This is a genomic window from Microbacterium sp. UFMG61, from assembly GCF_015354505.1.
In the GTDB taxonomy this organism is placed as follows: domain Bacteria; phylum Actinomycetota; class Actinomycetes; order Actinomycetales; family Microbacteriaceae; genus Microbacterium.
In genome coordinates this window covers 1-14506 of record NZ_JACAFP010000007.1, presented here as the reverse complement: position 1 = coordinate 14506, position 14506 = coordinate 1, and the positions used below count along the sequence as shown (strand labels likewise).

Sequence of the window (14506 nt, the reverse complement as noted above, 5' to 3'; positions counted from 1 at the left end):
CGCCCCGCACGTGTTCAGTTCGCCTTCTTGACCGTGTACTCGAACACGTCGGCTCGGAGCACCTCTCCCGAGGTCTTCACGATCTTGATCGTGTGCTCCTTGTCCTTCAAGCCGGATGCGGAGAACAGCACCTCGTTCGACAGACGTGTCGCATTGGCCGTCTCGACGGTGTCGACCTTCGTGCCGTCGAGGTAGACGTCGACGGTGCCCTGATCGGGCCCCTTCGGGCCGATCCACGAGACCGCGGTGCCGCGGAATGTGAACGACACGGAGGCCCCGTCGGCCGTGGTGGCGTGCACATCGCCGAGGTGATCACCAGCGAACCCGAAGTCCAGCGTCGCGTCGCCGACCGGCAACGTCGCGAGATACGACGATGCGAGGGTCACGGTGCTGCCTGCGACCGTGTAGTCGGTGTCCCGCACGAGTGGCGTGCCGCCCGCGCTGATCGACGTCAGCTGGCTCGGATCCCGCAGCACGTCGACGGTGATGTCGGCCGGCGAGGCCTTGTTGAAGGCGCCGGATGTCGCGCTGAGCTGACTGTCGAGCGTGACCACGAGCTTGTCCAGCAGCATGTACGAGCCCGACTTCTTCACCGCACGCAGCGTGTGGCTGCCCGGGGCGAGGTCGGAGACGCTGTATACGACCTGCTGCGACAGACGTCCGTCGGCAGGGTCGAGGTGCGTGCTCACGGTCTCGACCAGCTGCCCATCGAGGTAGATCTCGACATCGCCCTGCGATTCATGCTTCTCGGTGACGTACTGGATGCCCGTGCCCTGGAAGGTGTACTCGAAGGCCGCACCGTTCGCCTCGGTGAAGTGCACATCGTCGGCGTGATCGCCGAGACCGCGATTGTTGCTGTCTCCCCACGAGCCGCTGTACGCGATGCGCGAATCGTCGTCGTTGAGGATCACCTGCAGACCGCCTGCGGGAGGCGTGGGGACACCGCCACCGGGAGTGTCGGTGACCGCGACCGTGAACGGCTGCGAGGTGGCGGCGACCTCGTTGCCCGAGTTGCGCACCCACTCGCCGTCGTAGGAGGCGCGGAGCGAATCGTCGTTGACGGTGACCACCGACTGCTTGCCCGGTGTCACCTTCAGCAGCCGCACACCGTGGATCGGCACGCTCTCCGCCGTGAACCCGCCATCGGCGCCGCCCAGGTTCTTGCCCGCCCAGAGGTCGCGGACCTTCGCCGATCCCTCGAGGCCGATGTCCGCCCAGTTCACGGTGATGTCGGCATCCGCGCGCCCGAGGTTGTACAGGGCCACCGTGTAGGTGCCGTCACGGTTCAGTGAGTACCAGACCTGATGCTTGGTCGCGGTCGACACCGGGCGTGCCGGGATGCCCGCCTGGTTGACGGCGATCACCTCTTCGTTGGTCACGAGCTCGAGACCGTACTCGTCGAGATTCGTCAGGTCGTTGCCGAGGTAGAACGGTGCCGCCGAGGTCGCCCAGAGAGTGGCAGCGGTGCGGCGTTCGTCCTTCGTCAGGCCGTCCATCCGTCCGTTGCCGACGTTGAGCGAGTCGAGGTCGTTCCAGCCCGCGGGGCCGCCGTGGCGCCACCAGTCGGAGAGACGGGGGAACAGGCGGGCGACGTTATCCCAGGTGGTGAGAGCCTCGTCGCCGCAGTAGCACTCGACGTCCCAGTCGATGCGCCATCCGTCGGCGTACTGCTTCCAATAGTCCGCGTAGGCGATGTCGACGGCCCAGGAGAGCTCGAACCAGATGTCGTTGCGCTTCAGCGCCTGCGACCACGCGGCCACCTCTTCGCGAGCATCCATCGAGAGGTCGCTGATGCCCGAACCCGGGGTGACGCTGTCGAACTTGATGAAGTCGACCCCCCACTCACCGAGCAGGTCGGCGATCGAGTCGATGTACTTCGTCGTGCACGGGTTGTCGAAGTCGAGGCGGTACCCGAAGCCCCAGTAGTCGCCCTGCTGGAGGGGCTGCTTGAGCAGGTTCTCGGTCGTGCAGCCGGGAGCGCCGAAGATCGGGAGCGCCTTCTGCGCGGTCTCGAGACTCATTCCGGGGATCAGATAGAGGCCGACCTTCTGGTCGTTGGCGTGCACGTGATCGATCACGGCGTCGAGTCCGTCGGGGTACAGAGTCTCGCTGGGGATCGGTCGACCGTACTCGTCCTGGCCGCCGTTCCACCCGGCATCGATGTTGATGTACTCGTATCCGAACTTCTGCAGCTTGTCGTGCATGGCGTCGGACTGGGCCATGATCTGGTCGGCCGTGATCCACTGACCGCCTTCGTAGACCTGCATGCTGTAGCTGCTCCAGCCCATGTACGGTGCGGCGGATGAGATCTCGGAGATCCCGTCCGGGCCCTGGACCGGTGCCGCTGCGGGTGCAGGGGTCGGCTCGGCGGCGGACGTCGCTTCGGGCGTCGGCGTGCCGGTCGGATCCGGCGCGGGCGTCGCCGCCCAGGAGGCACCGGGAACGAGCGTCAGTGCGAGTGCAGCGGCGGCGAGCGCTGCCGCCCCCTGTGCGACTCGTGTTCTCGATCGATGGGTGTTCATTGCGTTCCTCTCATTCGACTGCTCTGTCGGGGGTGGGGGAGGGGTCATTCGCCGATGCGGTGGAACTCGATGAGCATCGACTGCTGCGGGTTCAACGTCGGCAGCGGGACGCCTGCGCTGACCAGCACGGCGCCCGGGAGTTCGAGCACGTCCGCTGTCGCGCGGACGATCCAGGCGGGGTCGTCGCCCTGGTGACGACTCGCGGCTCCGAGGTCTTCGCGGACCCGCACCGAGTACAGCGCTTTGGCATCGAGCCCCGGGAAGCGCACTCGACCGGACTGACCGGATGCGGACGTCGCGGTGCGGCTCCATGTGAACAGCGCCGCCGACCCGTCTTGGGCGACGATGCCGGAGAGAGCCGTCGCGTCGTCGGCGAGATCGGCGTTCGCGACGCGACCGGTGTGCAGCAGATCGCGGAACTCGCGGTACATGGCCGCCCAGCGGGCGATCACCCCGAGCTCGACGTCGTCGACGGCGGTCAGATCCTGCTCGATGCCCGCATGGGCGGTGAGGGCGGTGGTCAGACGGAAGGAGAGGTCTGTGGTGCGCGCCGTCGTGTGAGAGCGTGCTGCGCCGAGGTGCGAGCCGATCAGCTCGGGCGGCACGACAGTGCGCGTCCAGCGCTCGATCTGTGTCCGTTCGACGGGGTCGTTGCAGTCCGAGGCCCATACGCGATCCGTGCGATCGAGGATGCCCAGGTCGATGCGCCCGCCGCCCCCCGAGCACGTCTCGATCTCGAGGTGCGGGTGGCGGTGGCGCAGCTCGTCGAGGAGTCGATAGAGCGCGACCGTCTGGCGGCGCACGCTCGGCCGATCACCGTCGTCGCCCCGACTGACCGCCTCGAGGAGGTCGCGGTTGTGGTCCCACTTCAGGTAGTCGATGCGATGTTCGCGAACGAGCGCGTCGATGCGTTCGAGGAGGTATTCATAGGCCTCGGGGCGGGCGATGTCGAGGACGTACTGCGATCGGGATGCCGGCCCGAGGCCTTCGGCGGGGCCGAGGACCCAGTCCGGATGGGCGCGAGCCAGATCGGAGTCGAGATTGATCATCTCCGGTTCGAACCACAGACCGAACTGCATGCCGTGCGACCGAACCAGGTCGACGAGCGGACTGAGGCCCTCGGGCCAGATGCTCCGATCGACGTACCAGTCGCCGAGCCCGGCATCCGCCTCGCGACGACCCCGGAACCATCCGTCGTCGAGCACGATGCGCTCGACGCCCACCGTCGCCCCCTTGTCCACCAGCGCGGAGAGGCGTTCGAGGTCGTGGTCGAAGTACACGGCTTCCCAGGTGTTGAGAACCAGTGGGCGGGGTGAGCTCGGGTGGTGCGCGCGCGAGCGCAGTCGACGGTGCAGGCGATCGGAGAGCGTGTCGAGTCCGCTGTCGGACCAGACGAAGAGCACGGTAGGCGCGTCGTATCGATCACCGTCGTCGAGGATGACCTCTCCGGGGTGCAGGTCTTCTCCGGCGCCGAGGACCGAGGAGAGCGCTCCCGCGCCTTCGGTGATGCGTTCGGCCAGATAGCGCTGTTCGCCGCTCCACGCCAGATGCACTGCCCAGACTTCGCCCTGCCGGAATGCGAATCCGCGTGTGCCGGCTGCGAGGAGGAAGGGAGAGTCGTGCCCGGGCTTGCCTCGGTGAGCGGCCCGAAGATGTGTGCCGAACCCGAACGGCATCCGCTGCGGCGCTCGCTCTCGGCACCATTTGCCCGTGAAATCGAGGATCTCGGTGGCGCGCTCGGGGAGCGGCAGCAGAGTGAGGATTCCCTCGAGCGTGTACGACGTCGATCCGATTCGCGGGCTGAGACCTGCCTCCCTCACCACGGCTGTGTCCACGGAAAGGACGCCGTGCTCATCGAGGTGGTAATGCAGCGTGGTGCGCAGTCCGGAGACCGCGTCCTCGAACTCCAGTTCGATCTCGCCCCCGCCGCTCGCGTCGTTCACCTCGACGATGTGTCGCACGAGCTGAGGACGCGGGGTCGTCGCCCGGCCCTGAGCATGACCGGCGATGGCCGGCGTGCCCGACCAGCCCTCGTACTCGGTGGGCAGCACCGAGAAGGTGCGTGGCGAGTCAGGGGAGTTGTTCAGCTGCGCAGGGCCGGCGGTCAGCAGGAGCGCGGATGCGGTGGTCGCCGTGGAGTCGCCGAGATCGGCGCCCCAGTGCAGGATGCGAGGGATCGGCTGAACGATCTCGAGGACGAAGGCGACGCCGGCGGCGCGGAGTGCGACGACGGTGTCGGCACGGGAAGTCATGGGATGAGACCCTCCGGGTAGTTACTTGACAACGTCAATAAACCACGTTTGGGAAGGGTGTGCAAGCACGGAACCGAAATCCGGCCTCAGGAAATCGGGCGTTTACTTTTCGCAATCGTCGTGATTTTATTACGACGTAAAGTAATCCTGCCCGAGGAGGGCGATCATGAAGCTCAGTGCTGAGCAAGCACTCTCCGAGGAGGTCTCGAAGCCGAGTCCTCCCGCCGCCACCGCGCGTCGATCCACTGTCCGCACTCGATTCACCCGCAGCCTGCGTCGCTACTGGCAGCTGTACTTGCTGCTGCTGATCCCGGTGATCTGGTTCATCGTGTTCCGGTACGTGCCGATGGCGAACGCCATCATCGCGTTCAAGAACTACAACCCGATCGACGGCGTGTGGGGGAGCCCCTGGGTCGGGTTCGACAACTTCGCGAACCTTTTCCGCAATCCCGTCTTCCCTCGACTCGTCGGCAACACCTTCATCCTCGCCGCCTACACGCTGATCGCGAGCTTCCCGTTGCCGATCATCCTCGCGCTCGCGCTGAACGAGGTGCGTCTGCGTTTCTTCACGCGCACGGTTCAGCTGGTCACCTATGCGCCGTATTTCATCTCGACCGTGGTCGTCGTCTCGATGACGATCCTGCTGCTGTCACCGCGCGTCGGTCTGCTCGGCCGGACGCTCAGCTTCTTCGGCGCCGGACAGGTCGACCTGCTCGCCGACGCGGACTTCTTCCGCCACATCTACGTCGCGACGGACATCTGGACGACCACGGGGTACTCCGCCGTGATCTACCTCGCCGCTCTCGCCTCGGTCGACACATCGCTGTACGAGGCCGCCAAGATCGACGGGGCCTCGCGACTGCAGAAGATCTGGAACGTCGACATCCCGGCTCTGCTGCCGACGGCCTCGATCATCCTCATCCTCGGAGTCGGCAACATCATGGCGATCGGCTTCGAGAAGGCCTTCCTCCTGCAGAACGCCCTCAACCTCTCGACGTCGGAGATCATCCCGACGTACGTGTACAAGACAGGCATCCTCAACGCGAACTTCAGCCTCGGAGCGACGATCGGGCTCTTCAACGCCGTGATCAGCCTCGTGCTGCTGCTCGTGGTGAACACGGTGTCGAAGCGAGTGACGGGAAACGGACTGTGGTGACCACGATCGACACCGAGGCTCTTCTGACGCAGGAGAGCGATGTCGCGAAGAACCGGTCGCGTCGGCCCAGAAGGGATCCGCTCACGCGAGGCGTGAAGGTCAAGGAGACGAAGGCCGACAGGGTCTTCATCATCGCCGCCTACATCCTGCTCTCCGTCTTCCTGTTGGTCGTGCTGCTGCCGCTGCTCAACATCGTCGCGAGCTCGTTCTCGAGTCCCCAGGCCGTCTCGTCGGGGCGGGTGCTCTTCTGGCCGGTCGACTTCACCTTCCGCGGCTACGCCGAGGCGCTCGCGAATCCGTCGATCCTCCGAGGGTTCGGCAACTCCCTCTTCTACACGGTCGTCGGCACCCTGATCAGCGTGCTCGGCACCGTCGCGATCGCGTACCCGCTCTCGCGGGCCCAGCTCTTCGGACGCAAGGTCATCACCGGCGGGGTCGTCTTCACGATGCTGTTCACGGGCGGCGTCATCCCGATGTATCTCGTGGTGCAGTCGCTGGGACTGCTCGACACCCGGTGGTCGATGCTGTTGCCCAACGCGATCGGCGTGTGGCAGGTGATCATCGCGATCGTCTACTTCCGCTCGTCCGTGCCCGATGAGGTGTACGAGGCCGCCCAGCTCGACGGCGCGTCAGAGCTGCGCATCCTGTGGACGATCGTGGTGCCGCTGGCGAAACCGCTGCTCGCGGTGATCGCGCTGATGTACGCGATCATGCAGTGGAATTCCTACTTCGACGCACTGCTCTATCTGCGCAATGCCGACCTGCAGCCGCTCCAGCTCGTGCTGCGGGGCCTCCTCATCCTCAATGACGCGGGTGGCGGCGGGGACGTCGCGGAACAGCTGCGGCGCCGTGAGCTGGCGGACCTGCTGCGGTACTCGACCGTCGTCATCGCCACCGTGCCGATGCTCGTCGCGTATCCCTTCGTCGCAAAGTACTTCAACAAGGGGATCATGGTCGGCGCCGTCAAGGGCTGACGCCCCGCCCCCTCTGGACACCTCTCACCACATCCGCACATCACTCACATCCACACCCCCGTGAACCGGTCAAAGGAGATTCCGGCAATGAACAGACGCATCACACGAGGCGCGATCGCAGCGGTCACCGTCGTCGCGACGGGGCTGGCGCTCGCCGCCTGCACGTCGCCCAGCGACGACAACGGCCAACTCGTCGCCTTCGGGCCGCAGGGCGACAATGGGTCGCTCGCGGAGAACGAGTTCACGCAGCTGCTCGAGAAGAAGTTCGACATCGAGTTCGACTGGCAGACCACCACCTACGACGGCAGCGTCGCGGGGGAGAAGCGACAGGTGTCGCTCGCGAGCGGCGACTACCCCGATGCGTACTTCCTCGTGCCGTGGGTCGACGCCTTCTCTCGGAGCGAGATCCTGAAGTACGGTCAGCAGGGCGTGCTCGTTCCGCTCGAAGACCTCATCGACGAATACGCGCCCCACCTGAAGGAGCGCTTCGCGGAGAAGCCCGACTGGGAGCAGTCGGTCACCGCTCCCGACGGCCACATCTATGCCATCACCCAGTGGTCGGAGTGCTATCACTGCACCTATCCCTCGAAGCTCTGGATGAACACCACCTGGCTCGACAAGCTCGGTCTCGATCAGCCGACCACCACCGAGGAGCTTCGCGAGGTCCTGCGCGCGTTCAAGAACGGCGACCCCAACGGCAACGGCAGGCCCGACGAGGTGGCGCTGAGCGCCTCGGCCTCGGAGCCGGTCATCAACTACTTCATGAACGCCTTCACCTACGCGCCGTACGGCTCGCCCTCGAGCCCGCCGCCCATGGTGCTCGACGGTGACAAGGTCACTCTGTCGGCCACGACCGACGGATGGCGTGCCGGCCTGCAGTACATCTCGTCGCTCGCCGACGAGGGTCTGATCGACACCGCCTCGTTCACTCAGAACGGCGAGGCGCTGCGCGCGCTCGGCGACAACGCCGAAGGGGAGATCCTCGGTGCCGCGGCAGTGCTGCACCCGTACGAGATCGTCACCGCCGATTCGCCGGACGGTCGGGACACGCACTACGACGCCGTGCCGCCGGTCAAGGGCCCTGACGGTACGCAGTACGCCACCTACCGCTCTCCCGTGAGCCCGCTCGGCATGTTCGCGCTGACGAACAAGTCGACCGAGGAGGAGCGCATCCAGGCGATCAAGGTCATCGACTACCTCGTGACGGAGGAGGGCGATCGTCTCGGTGCCATGGGCCCGGAGGGCGAGGCATGGGTGCCGGCAGTGGAGGGCGATGTCGCGCTCGACCCTGAGCTGGACCCGACGTTCAAGCCGCTCACGTACGACGAGACATCGAACGCCTCGTGGCGTTCGATGGGGCAGTACTGGGACTCGCTCGAGTATCGTAACTCGCAGGTCGTGCCCGAGGACCTCTACTCGCCCGACGGCTACGAGCGCCGTCTCCTCGAAGCCTCGCAGCAGTACGAGCCGTACGCGCCCGACGAGAGCATGCTCTTCCCGGTCGAGAAGCTGTGGCCGAACCCGGACACCTCGGCGGAGCTCGCGGAGCTGCAGACGAACATCGCGACCTACATCACGCAGGCGCAGGCGGAGTTCGTGACGGGGCAGCGCGACATCGATGACGACGCGACGTGGGAGGCCTACGCCGCCGACCTCGAGGGACTCGGCCTCTCGCGATACCTCGAGCTGCAGCAAGATCTGTACGACGCGCTCTGAGCGCCGACACACGGATGCGCGGGGCGGATGCCGTCCCGCGCATCTCCGTGCGTCCGTGCTGCGGGTGGGCCGTGCATCTCCGGGCGGAACAGCGACGGCAGACCTGAGCGGTTCGCCGGACCGGTACGCGGTTCGGTGAATCGGTGCGCGATCGAGCGACGAGTGCGCGGTTCAGCGGACGAGAGCCTGGATGGCGGTCGCGGCGGAGCCGCGTGCCCAGTCTTCGAACGTGTGGGGACGCGTGACGATGCGGCAGCGCACCGCAGCGCCGAAGGCGTGACGCTCGAACGCGTCGCGGAGCGTCTTCTCGAAGAGATCGAAGTCGGACACACCCTCGCCGCCGATGATGACGAGCTCGGGTCCCGTGAGGTTCACCAGCGTCGCGATCGCCGTGCCGATGAGGCGGGCGGCGTCCCGGAAGGCGGACTCCGCGCTCGGGTCTCCCGCATGCGCGAGCGCCACCGCCTCGTCGATCGAGACAGGGCGGCCGAGAGCCGCAGAGACCGTCGCTTCGATGGCCCCGGTGGAGGCCGCCGCCTCGACGCACCCGCGGCGACCGCAGGGGCAGACGAGCGAGGCATCCGCGAGCGGCAGATGGCCGATCTCGCCGGAGACGCCGAAGGCGCCGCTCACGACCTCCCCGTTCAGGTGCAGGCCGCTGCCGATGCCGCGGCCGATCGTCACGATCGCGAAAGACGCGGTGCCGAGGCCGATGCCGAACCAGTGCTCGCCGATCGTGAGGGCGTGCACGTCGTTCTCGATCGTGACGGGCCAGGGGAGTCGCGACTGCAGCAGGTCTCCCAGAGGGACGTCAGCCCAGCCCATGATGTTCGACTCCCGCACGACGCCGGTGATGCTGTCGACGTCACCGGACACGGACACGCCGATGCCGGCGATCGATGCCGCGCCGAGTTCCAGGCTCTTCTCGAGACCGGCGACGACATCGACGATCGCGTCGATCACGGTGTGCGGATCGTCGGACGGCAGGGAGCGGCGGGCGCTGGCGAGCACGGTGGTCGCGAGGTCGGTCGCGACGGCGATGATCTCGTCGACGTTCACCTTCACGCCGAGCATCACCATCGACTCGAGAACGATCGACACCGGACTCACCGGGCGTCCGGGAGTACCGTCGCGGTGGGAGGCAGGAGGCGCGTGGACGAGGCCCGCAGCCACGAGCGGCGCGACGGCTTTCGTGACGGCCGCCTGTGAGAGGCCCGTCTGCCGCGCGATGTCGATGCGACTGATCGGACTGCGCGTCAGGATCGTCTCGAACACCCTCGATCCCGCGTCGGACGCCGAGCGGATGAGGGTGGTGCGCGCTGCGGTGTCGTGGTCCATGAGGTCCTTCGGGTCGTGTCGGCTATCGTAGCGAATCGGCCGTGGCCCGATCCGGAGCGACGTCGACCAGGTGTGTGGCGGCGAACTCGAGAGCGTTCTCCTCGTCGAGGTCTCCGCCGGCCTCGTGGCCGTTGTAGGGCCACAGTACGACCTGCTTCCGCCCGCCGTAGGCACCGAATGCGGGCAGCACCGTCTCTGGGGGCGCGATGCCGTCGAGAAGTCCGGTGCTCAGCAGAGCGGGAGCGGTCGCCCGCTTCGCGTGGTTGACGCCGTCGAAGTAGCGAAGCGTGTCGAGCGCTACGGCCGCGTCGCCGCGACGATCGGCGAAGTACTGCGTCAGCAGGGCGTACGGATGCTCGCGACTGAGCGTCGCAGCGGCGTTCAGCTCGCAGAGGAAGGGAGCCTGGACGATCGCCACCGCGATGTCGGGAACCAACCCGGCGATCGCGAGCGCGATCCCTCCGCCCTGACTCGCTCCCACCGTGCCGACACGGGCCGGATCCACCGCGGGTATCGCTCGGAGAGCATCGACCGCCCTCACGGCGTCGGCGTAGACGCGCCGGTAATAGTACTCGTGAGGGGAGCGGATGCCTCGGGTGAGGAAGCCCCCCGCTGAAGGTCCGCCATCGGCATGGTCGTCGTCGGTGTCGCCGTGGCCCTGCCCTCGGGCGTCGACCACGAGATGCGCGTATCCCGCCGATGCCCAGCGCAGGTCGCGCAGCGCATGGCCGCGGCCGTTGCCGTATCCGAAGAACTGCACGAGGCCGGGCAGAGGCTCGCTCACACCACGCGGCATCCGCAGCCAGGCGCGGATCTGCGTTCCTCCGAATCCACGGAACGACACGTCGAAGATGTCGAGCTGCGTCAGCAGCGACGGGTGCGGTGTCACGGTGAGATCGAGAGGGAAGCTTCTGGTCTGCGCGATCGTGTCGGCCCAGAAGGCATCGAAGTCGCTCGGCTCCGTCTGGGCGGTGGGCAGGTCGACGACGCCGACGTCACCGTGCACGGTCGTCCTCCGTCGAGAGCTCATCCGACGCGAGCGGCGAGGAACCGGCGTCTGTCAACGCCGCCGCGACATCGACGCTGGAGTCGGCAGGGATGTCGACGGTGACCTGACGGTCGCCATCGGTGACCACGACGCTCCTGCCGACCGGGCCGGGGTTGTGCAGAACCGCCGAGGTCGGCATCCCCTCGACCCAGGAGAGGTCGAGGATGAGGCCGGGTCGCACGCCGATGCCGCGCACCTCTCCGTGGCGCCAGGACTCCGGGAGAGCCGGAAGCAGATGCATGCGACCGGAGTGGCTCTGTACGAGCATCTCGACGATCGCGGCGGGGAAACCGAGATTGCCGTCGATCTGGAAGGGCGGATGCGTGCTGAACAGGTTCGGCAGCAGGCCTCCCCACTCCGAGCCGTCGACCGGTCCATGACGGGTCGCGTCGCCGTCGAACGGCGTCAGCGCCTCGTCGAGAAGCGACGCGGCGACCTCGCCCTGCCGGGCACGTGCGCGCAAGGCGATCTTCCAGGCCCAGGACCAGCCCATGGCGCCAGGACCACGCGCATCGATCAGTCGAACGGATGCGTCGAACAGTTCGGGAGTGCTCTCCGGGGTCACCTCGTCCAACGGATACAGGCCGACCACGGGGGAGAGGTGCCGGTGCAGAGGCTCGTGCTCCACGACCTCGTCGGACCACTCGAGCAGCCGGCCGTCGGTCCCCACTCGCAGCGGTGTCAGCGCTGCCAGCGCCCCACGGATCTCAGCCTCGAGTGCATCGTCGATCTCGAGGTCGTCGATCGCGACGAGAGCACGTTCGAGCAGTGCGCGGATGAGGCTCACATCGGAGGCGGCGGTCAGGCCCAGTGCGGTCGGGTGGCCGTCGGCTGCGATATAGGAGTTCTCCGGAGCGGTCGACGGGGACGTGTGCAGATATCCGTCGTCGTCGGAGACGAGCCAGTCGAGGCAGAACTCCACAGCTCCGCGCATGACGGGCCAGACCCGCTCACGGAGAAGAGTCAGGTCTGCGGTGAACTCGTATGCGTCCCAGAGGTTGTGTGTGAGCCAGACTCCGCCCATCATCCAGATCGCCCAGCTGGCCGCTCCATGACCACCGCCCACGGGGAGGGTCCAGCCCCAGATGTCGCTGTTGTGGTGAGCCACCCAGCCGCGACATCCGTAGAGCTCGCGTGCGGTGTCCGCGCCCGATCTCGCCAGGCGCTCGACGAGTGCGAGGAGCGGCTCCATCACATCGGGGGCCGACAGCACCGGAGCGGACCAGTAGTTCATCTCGGTGTTGATGTTGATCGTGTAGTTCGAGGACCAGGCAGGCTGCAGCTGGTCGTTCCAGATGCCCTGCAGATTCGCGGGCGGGCTGCCGGCGCGCGAGCTCGATGCGAGCAGGTACATGCCGTACTCTGCCGCGATCGTGGCGCGGAGCAGCGGATCCGCTCCGTGCAGCACGTCGCGATCGACGCTCCATGCCCCGTCTCTCCGCCCGCCGATCGCGAAGCGTGCACGTGTGGTGCGCCGGCGATCGGTGATGTGCTCAGCGAGCAGAGCATCGATGCCCAGCCGCACGGCGGACTCCGCCCTCTGCCGCGCGCGGTCTCGGATGCTCTCTCTCGAGGCGGTTCGCCAGTCTCCCTCGGCATCCGCCCACCACGACTCGGCGCGCGAGGATGTGGACAGGGCGATGAGAAGGCGGCGGGCCCGGCGTACGACGAGGCGCGCACCCGCTCGGTCGATCTCGCCATCCGACTCGATGGCCACGGCGACCGCCGCAAAGGCGTCGTACTCGTCGTCGTCGTCGTCGACCGCGTAGCGGAGGGGAGGGATGGCAGACGTCTCGTGCAGAGGGGCGCCGTCGATCGGTGCCTGCACATCGAGCAGCAGTGCGCCGATGGTGTCGACGGGGGTCCCGCGGAGCGGGGTGTCGAGGTCGAGCGCGGCGTCGAACTCCACGTCTGATGTGAGCGCGATGATCAGAGCGCCGGCGGGTGCAGAGACCCAGGATCGGCGCGTCACGCGCCCGCCCGGAACCGCGAGCGTCTCGCTGAGAACCGCGGTGTCGATGTCCAGCATCCGCGCGGGTCCAGCCGAGTCCGCCTCCGCCCCGGCGACCGACACGTGCAGATCCGCGAGAGGCAGGAACTCCTGCGAATACGGCCCCTCGAACGCCATCAGCAGGTCTTCGGCGAGCCGCACGTCGCCTCGGGCGAGCGCGTCGCGCACAGCGGCGAGACGCTCGGGGCCGGCGCCGGATGCCCGCACTCGGTCGAGAGCGAGCGCCGGGCCGTCGGGAGTGCCCGACCAGAGGGTCGAGTCGTTGAGCTGATATCGGCCGCTCGGTCCGCCGAACGCCATGGCGCCGATGCGGCCGTTCCCCAGAGGGATCGCCTCTTCCCAGCAGGTGGCGGGCACATCCCAGATGAGGCGCAGTGTGTCGGTCATCGCACTCCGGTGTGGTCGATCCAATCGCGAACACCGTCAGCGTACGAGGTATTAATTACCAGTGTCAAGTAATTCCGACCGACACGCCGCGCCTACGATCAGAACCGCAGGAGGACCTTGCCGACCCTGCCGGCGGTGTTGCTCGCACGGACCGCTTCCGCGGCGTCGGCGGCGTCGAAGACCCCCGAGACAGGGAGGGTCAGAGTGCCCTCGGTCACGCGCTGGATGAGCTCGCCGAAGAGTGCGCCACGCGTCGCGGCGTCCATCGTCTGGATGACCTTGCTTCCCCAGAATCCCTTGACGGTCGCCTGCTTGAAGATCACGTCTCCGGAGGCGATCTCCATGGTGGGGGAGTTCATCGCCCCGAAGGCGACGAGCGTGCCACCGTCGCCCAGAAGTGAGAGCACGTCACCTGCCGACGATCCGCCGACCGAGTCGATGCCGAAGGGGACGTGGGCGCCGCCCGTGATCGCGGACACCTGCTCACGCCAGTCGTCCTGGTCGGTGGCGACGACGTTCTCGATACCCTGCTCGCGCAGCTCATCGACGCCTGCCGCACGACGGACGAGGCCGAGCACGTTGACGCCGCGGGCGGCGCCGAGCTGCGCCAGCATGCGTCCGACGGCGCCGTTCGCCGCGTTCTGGATGATCCAGTCGCCCTGCTTCGCGTCGAGGAACTGCAGCAGACTGATGGTGCTGAACGGCATCGAGACCAGCTGCGCGGCGCTCTCGTCGTCCAGAGATTCCGGCACCGGGATCAGCCCGGCGGCGTTCGCGACCACGTACTCGGCCCACGCGCCGAACGTACCGCCGGTCGCGACCCGCTGACCGACGGTGAGGTTCTCGACGCCCTCGCCGAGTGCGTCGACGACGCCGAGCGCTTCGGTGCCTGACGCCGCGGGCAGCTCGGGCTTGAAGCCGTAGGTGCCGCGGATCGTCCACAGGTCATGGTTGTGGATCGGCGACAGCACGATCTTGAGGCGGACCTGGCCGGGGCCGGGCTCAGGGGTCGGCCGATCGGCGACCTGGAGGACGTCTTCGGGTGCGCCGAAGGTGTCGTGGATGAGTGCGCGCATGAGGTCTCCTTGTGGGATGGGTGGGC

9 protein-coding genes are annotated in these 14506 nt (G+C 67.3%); 3 read left to right on the top strand and 6 right to left on the bottom strand.

Features of this window, described 5'->3' with window-relative positions:
- Window positions 1-14: 14 nt before the first annotated feature.
- Together IXW21_RS09670 and IXW21_RS09665 are read right to left on the bottom strand one after the other, a co-directional pair.
- Window positions 15-2522, bottom strand: a complete 2508-nt coding sequence (locus tag IXW21_RS09670; RefSeq protein WP_194764059.1) for a X2-like carbohydrate binding domain-containing protein — start codon at window positions 2520-2522, stop codon at window positions 15-17.
- A gap of 44 nt (window positions 2523-2566) precedes the next feature.
- The gene (locus IXW21_RS09665; protein WP_194764058.1) at window positions 2567-4774 is read right to left on the bottom strand and encodes an alpha-galactosidase; all 2208 of its coding nucleotides are present in this window, start codon (window positions 4772-4774) and stop codon (window positions 2567-2569) included.
- 166 nt (window positions 4775-4940) lie between these two features.
- Here IXW21_RS09665 and IXW21_RS09660 point away from each other — a divergent pair, with 166 nt between their 5' ends.
- The 3 genes from IXW21_RS09660 (at window position 4941) to IXW21_RS09650 (ending at window position 8620) form a co-directional block, all read left to right on the top strand.
- Window positions 4941-5930, top strand: coding sequence for an ABC transporter permease (locus IXW21_RS09660; protein WP_194764057.1), 990 nt, complete (start codon window positions 4941-4943; stop codon window positions 5928-5930).
- Window positions 5927-6904, top strand: a complete 978-nt coding sequence (locus IXW21_RS09655) for a carbohydrate ABC transporter permease (protein ID WP_312168834.1) — start codon at window positions 5927-5929, stop codon at window positions 6902-6904. Before IXW21_RS09660 ends, IXW21_RS09655 begins: the two co-directional genes overlap by 4 nt.
- 87 nt (window positions 6905-6991) lie before the next feature.
- Window positions 6992-8620 (top strand): extracellular solute-binding protein, encoded by a 1629-nt coding sequence (locus IXW21_RS09650; protein WP_194764056.1) that lies wholly within the window; start codon window positions 6992-6994, stop codon window positions 8618-8620.
- A 171-nt stretch (window positions 8621-8791) separates the two neighbouring features.
- Here the strand turns inward: IXW21_RS09650 and IXW21_RS09645 are convergent, their stop codons facing one another.
- From IXW21_RS09645 to IXW21_RS09630, 4 genes are all read right to left on the bottom strand, one after another.
- Window positions 8792-9958, bottom strand: coding sequence for an ROK family transcriptional regulator (locus IXW21_RS09645; protein WP_194764055.1), 1167 nt, complete (start codon window positions 9956-9958; stop codon window positions 8792-8794).
- A gap of 22 nt (window positions 9959-9980) precedes the next feature.
- On the bottom strand, window positions 9981-10964 hold the full coding sequence (locus IXW21_RS09640; RefSeq protein WP_323742211.1) for an acetylxylan esterase: 984 nt from the start codon (window positions 10962-10964) through the stop codon (window positions 9981-9983).
- A complete protein-coding gene (locus tag IXW21_RS09635; protein ID WP_194764053.1) occupies window positions 10954-13404 on the bottom strand; it encodes a glycosyl hydrolase family 95 catalytic domain-containing protein in 2451 nt (816 codons plus the stop codon). The genes IXW21_RS09640 and IXW21_RS09635 overlap by 11 nt, the downstream gene beginning before the upstream one ends.
- 98 nt (window positions 13405-13502) lie before the next feature.
- Window positions 13503-14480: a zinc-binding dehydrogenase gene (locus tag IXW21_RS09630; RefSeq protein ID WP_194764052.1), complete on the bottom strand. Its 978-nt coding sequence runs from the start codon at window positions 14478-14480 to the stop codon at window positions 13503-13505.
- Between the last annotated feature and the right edge of the window lie 26 nt (window positions 14481-14506).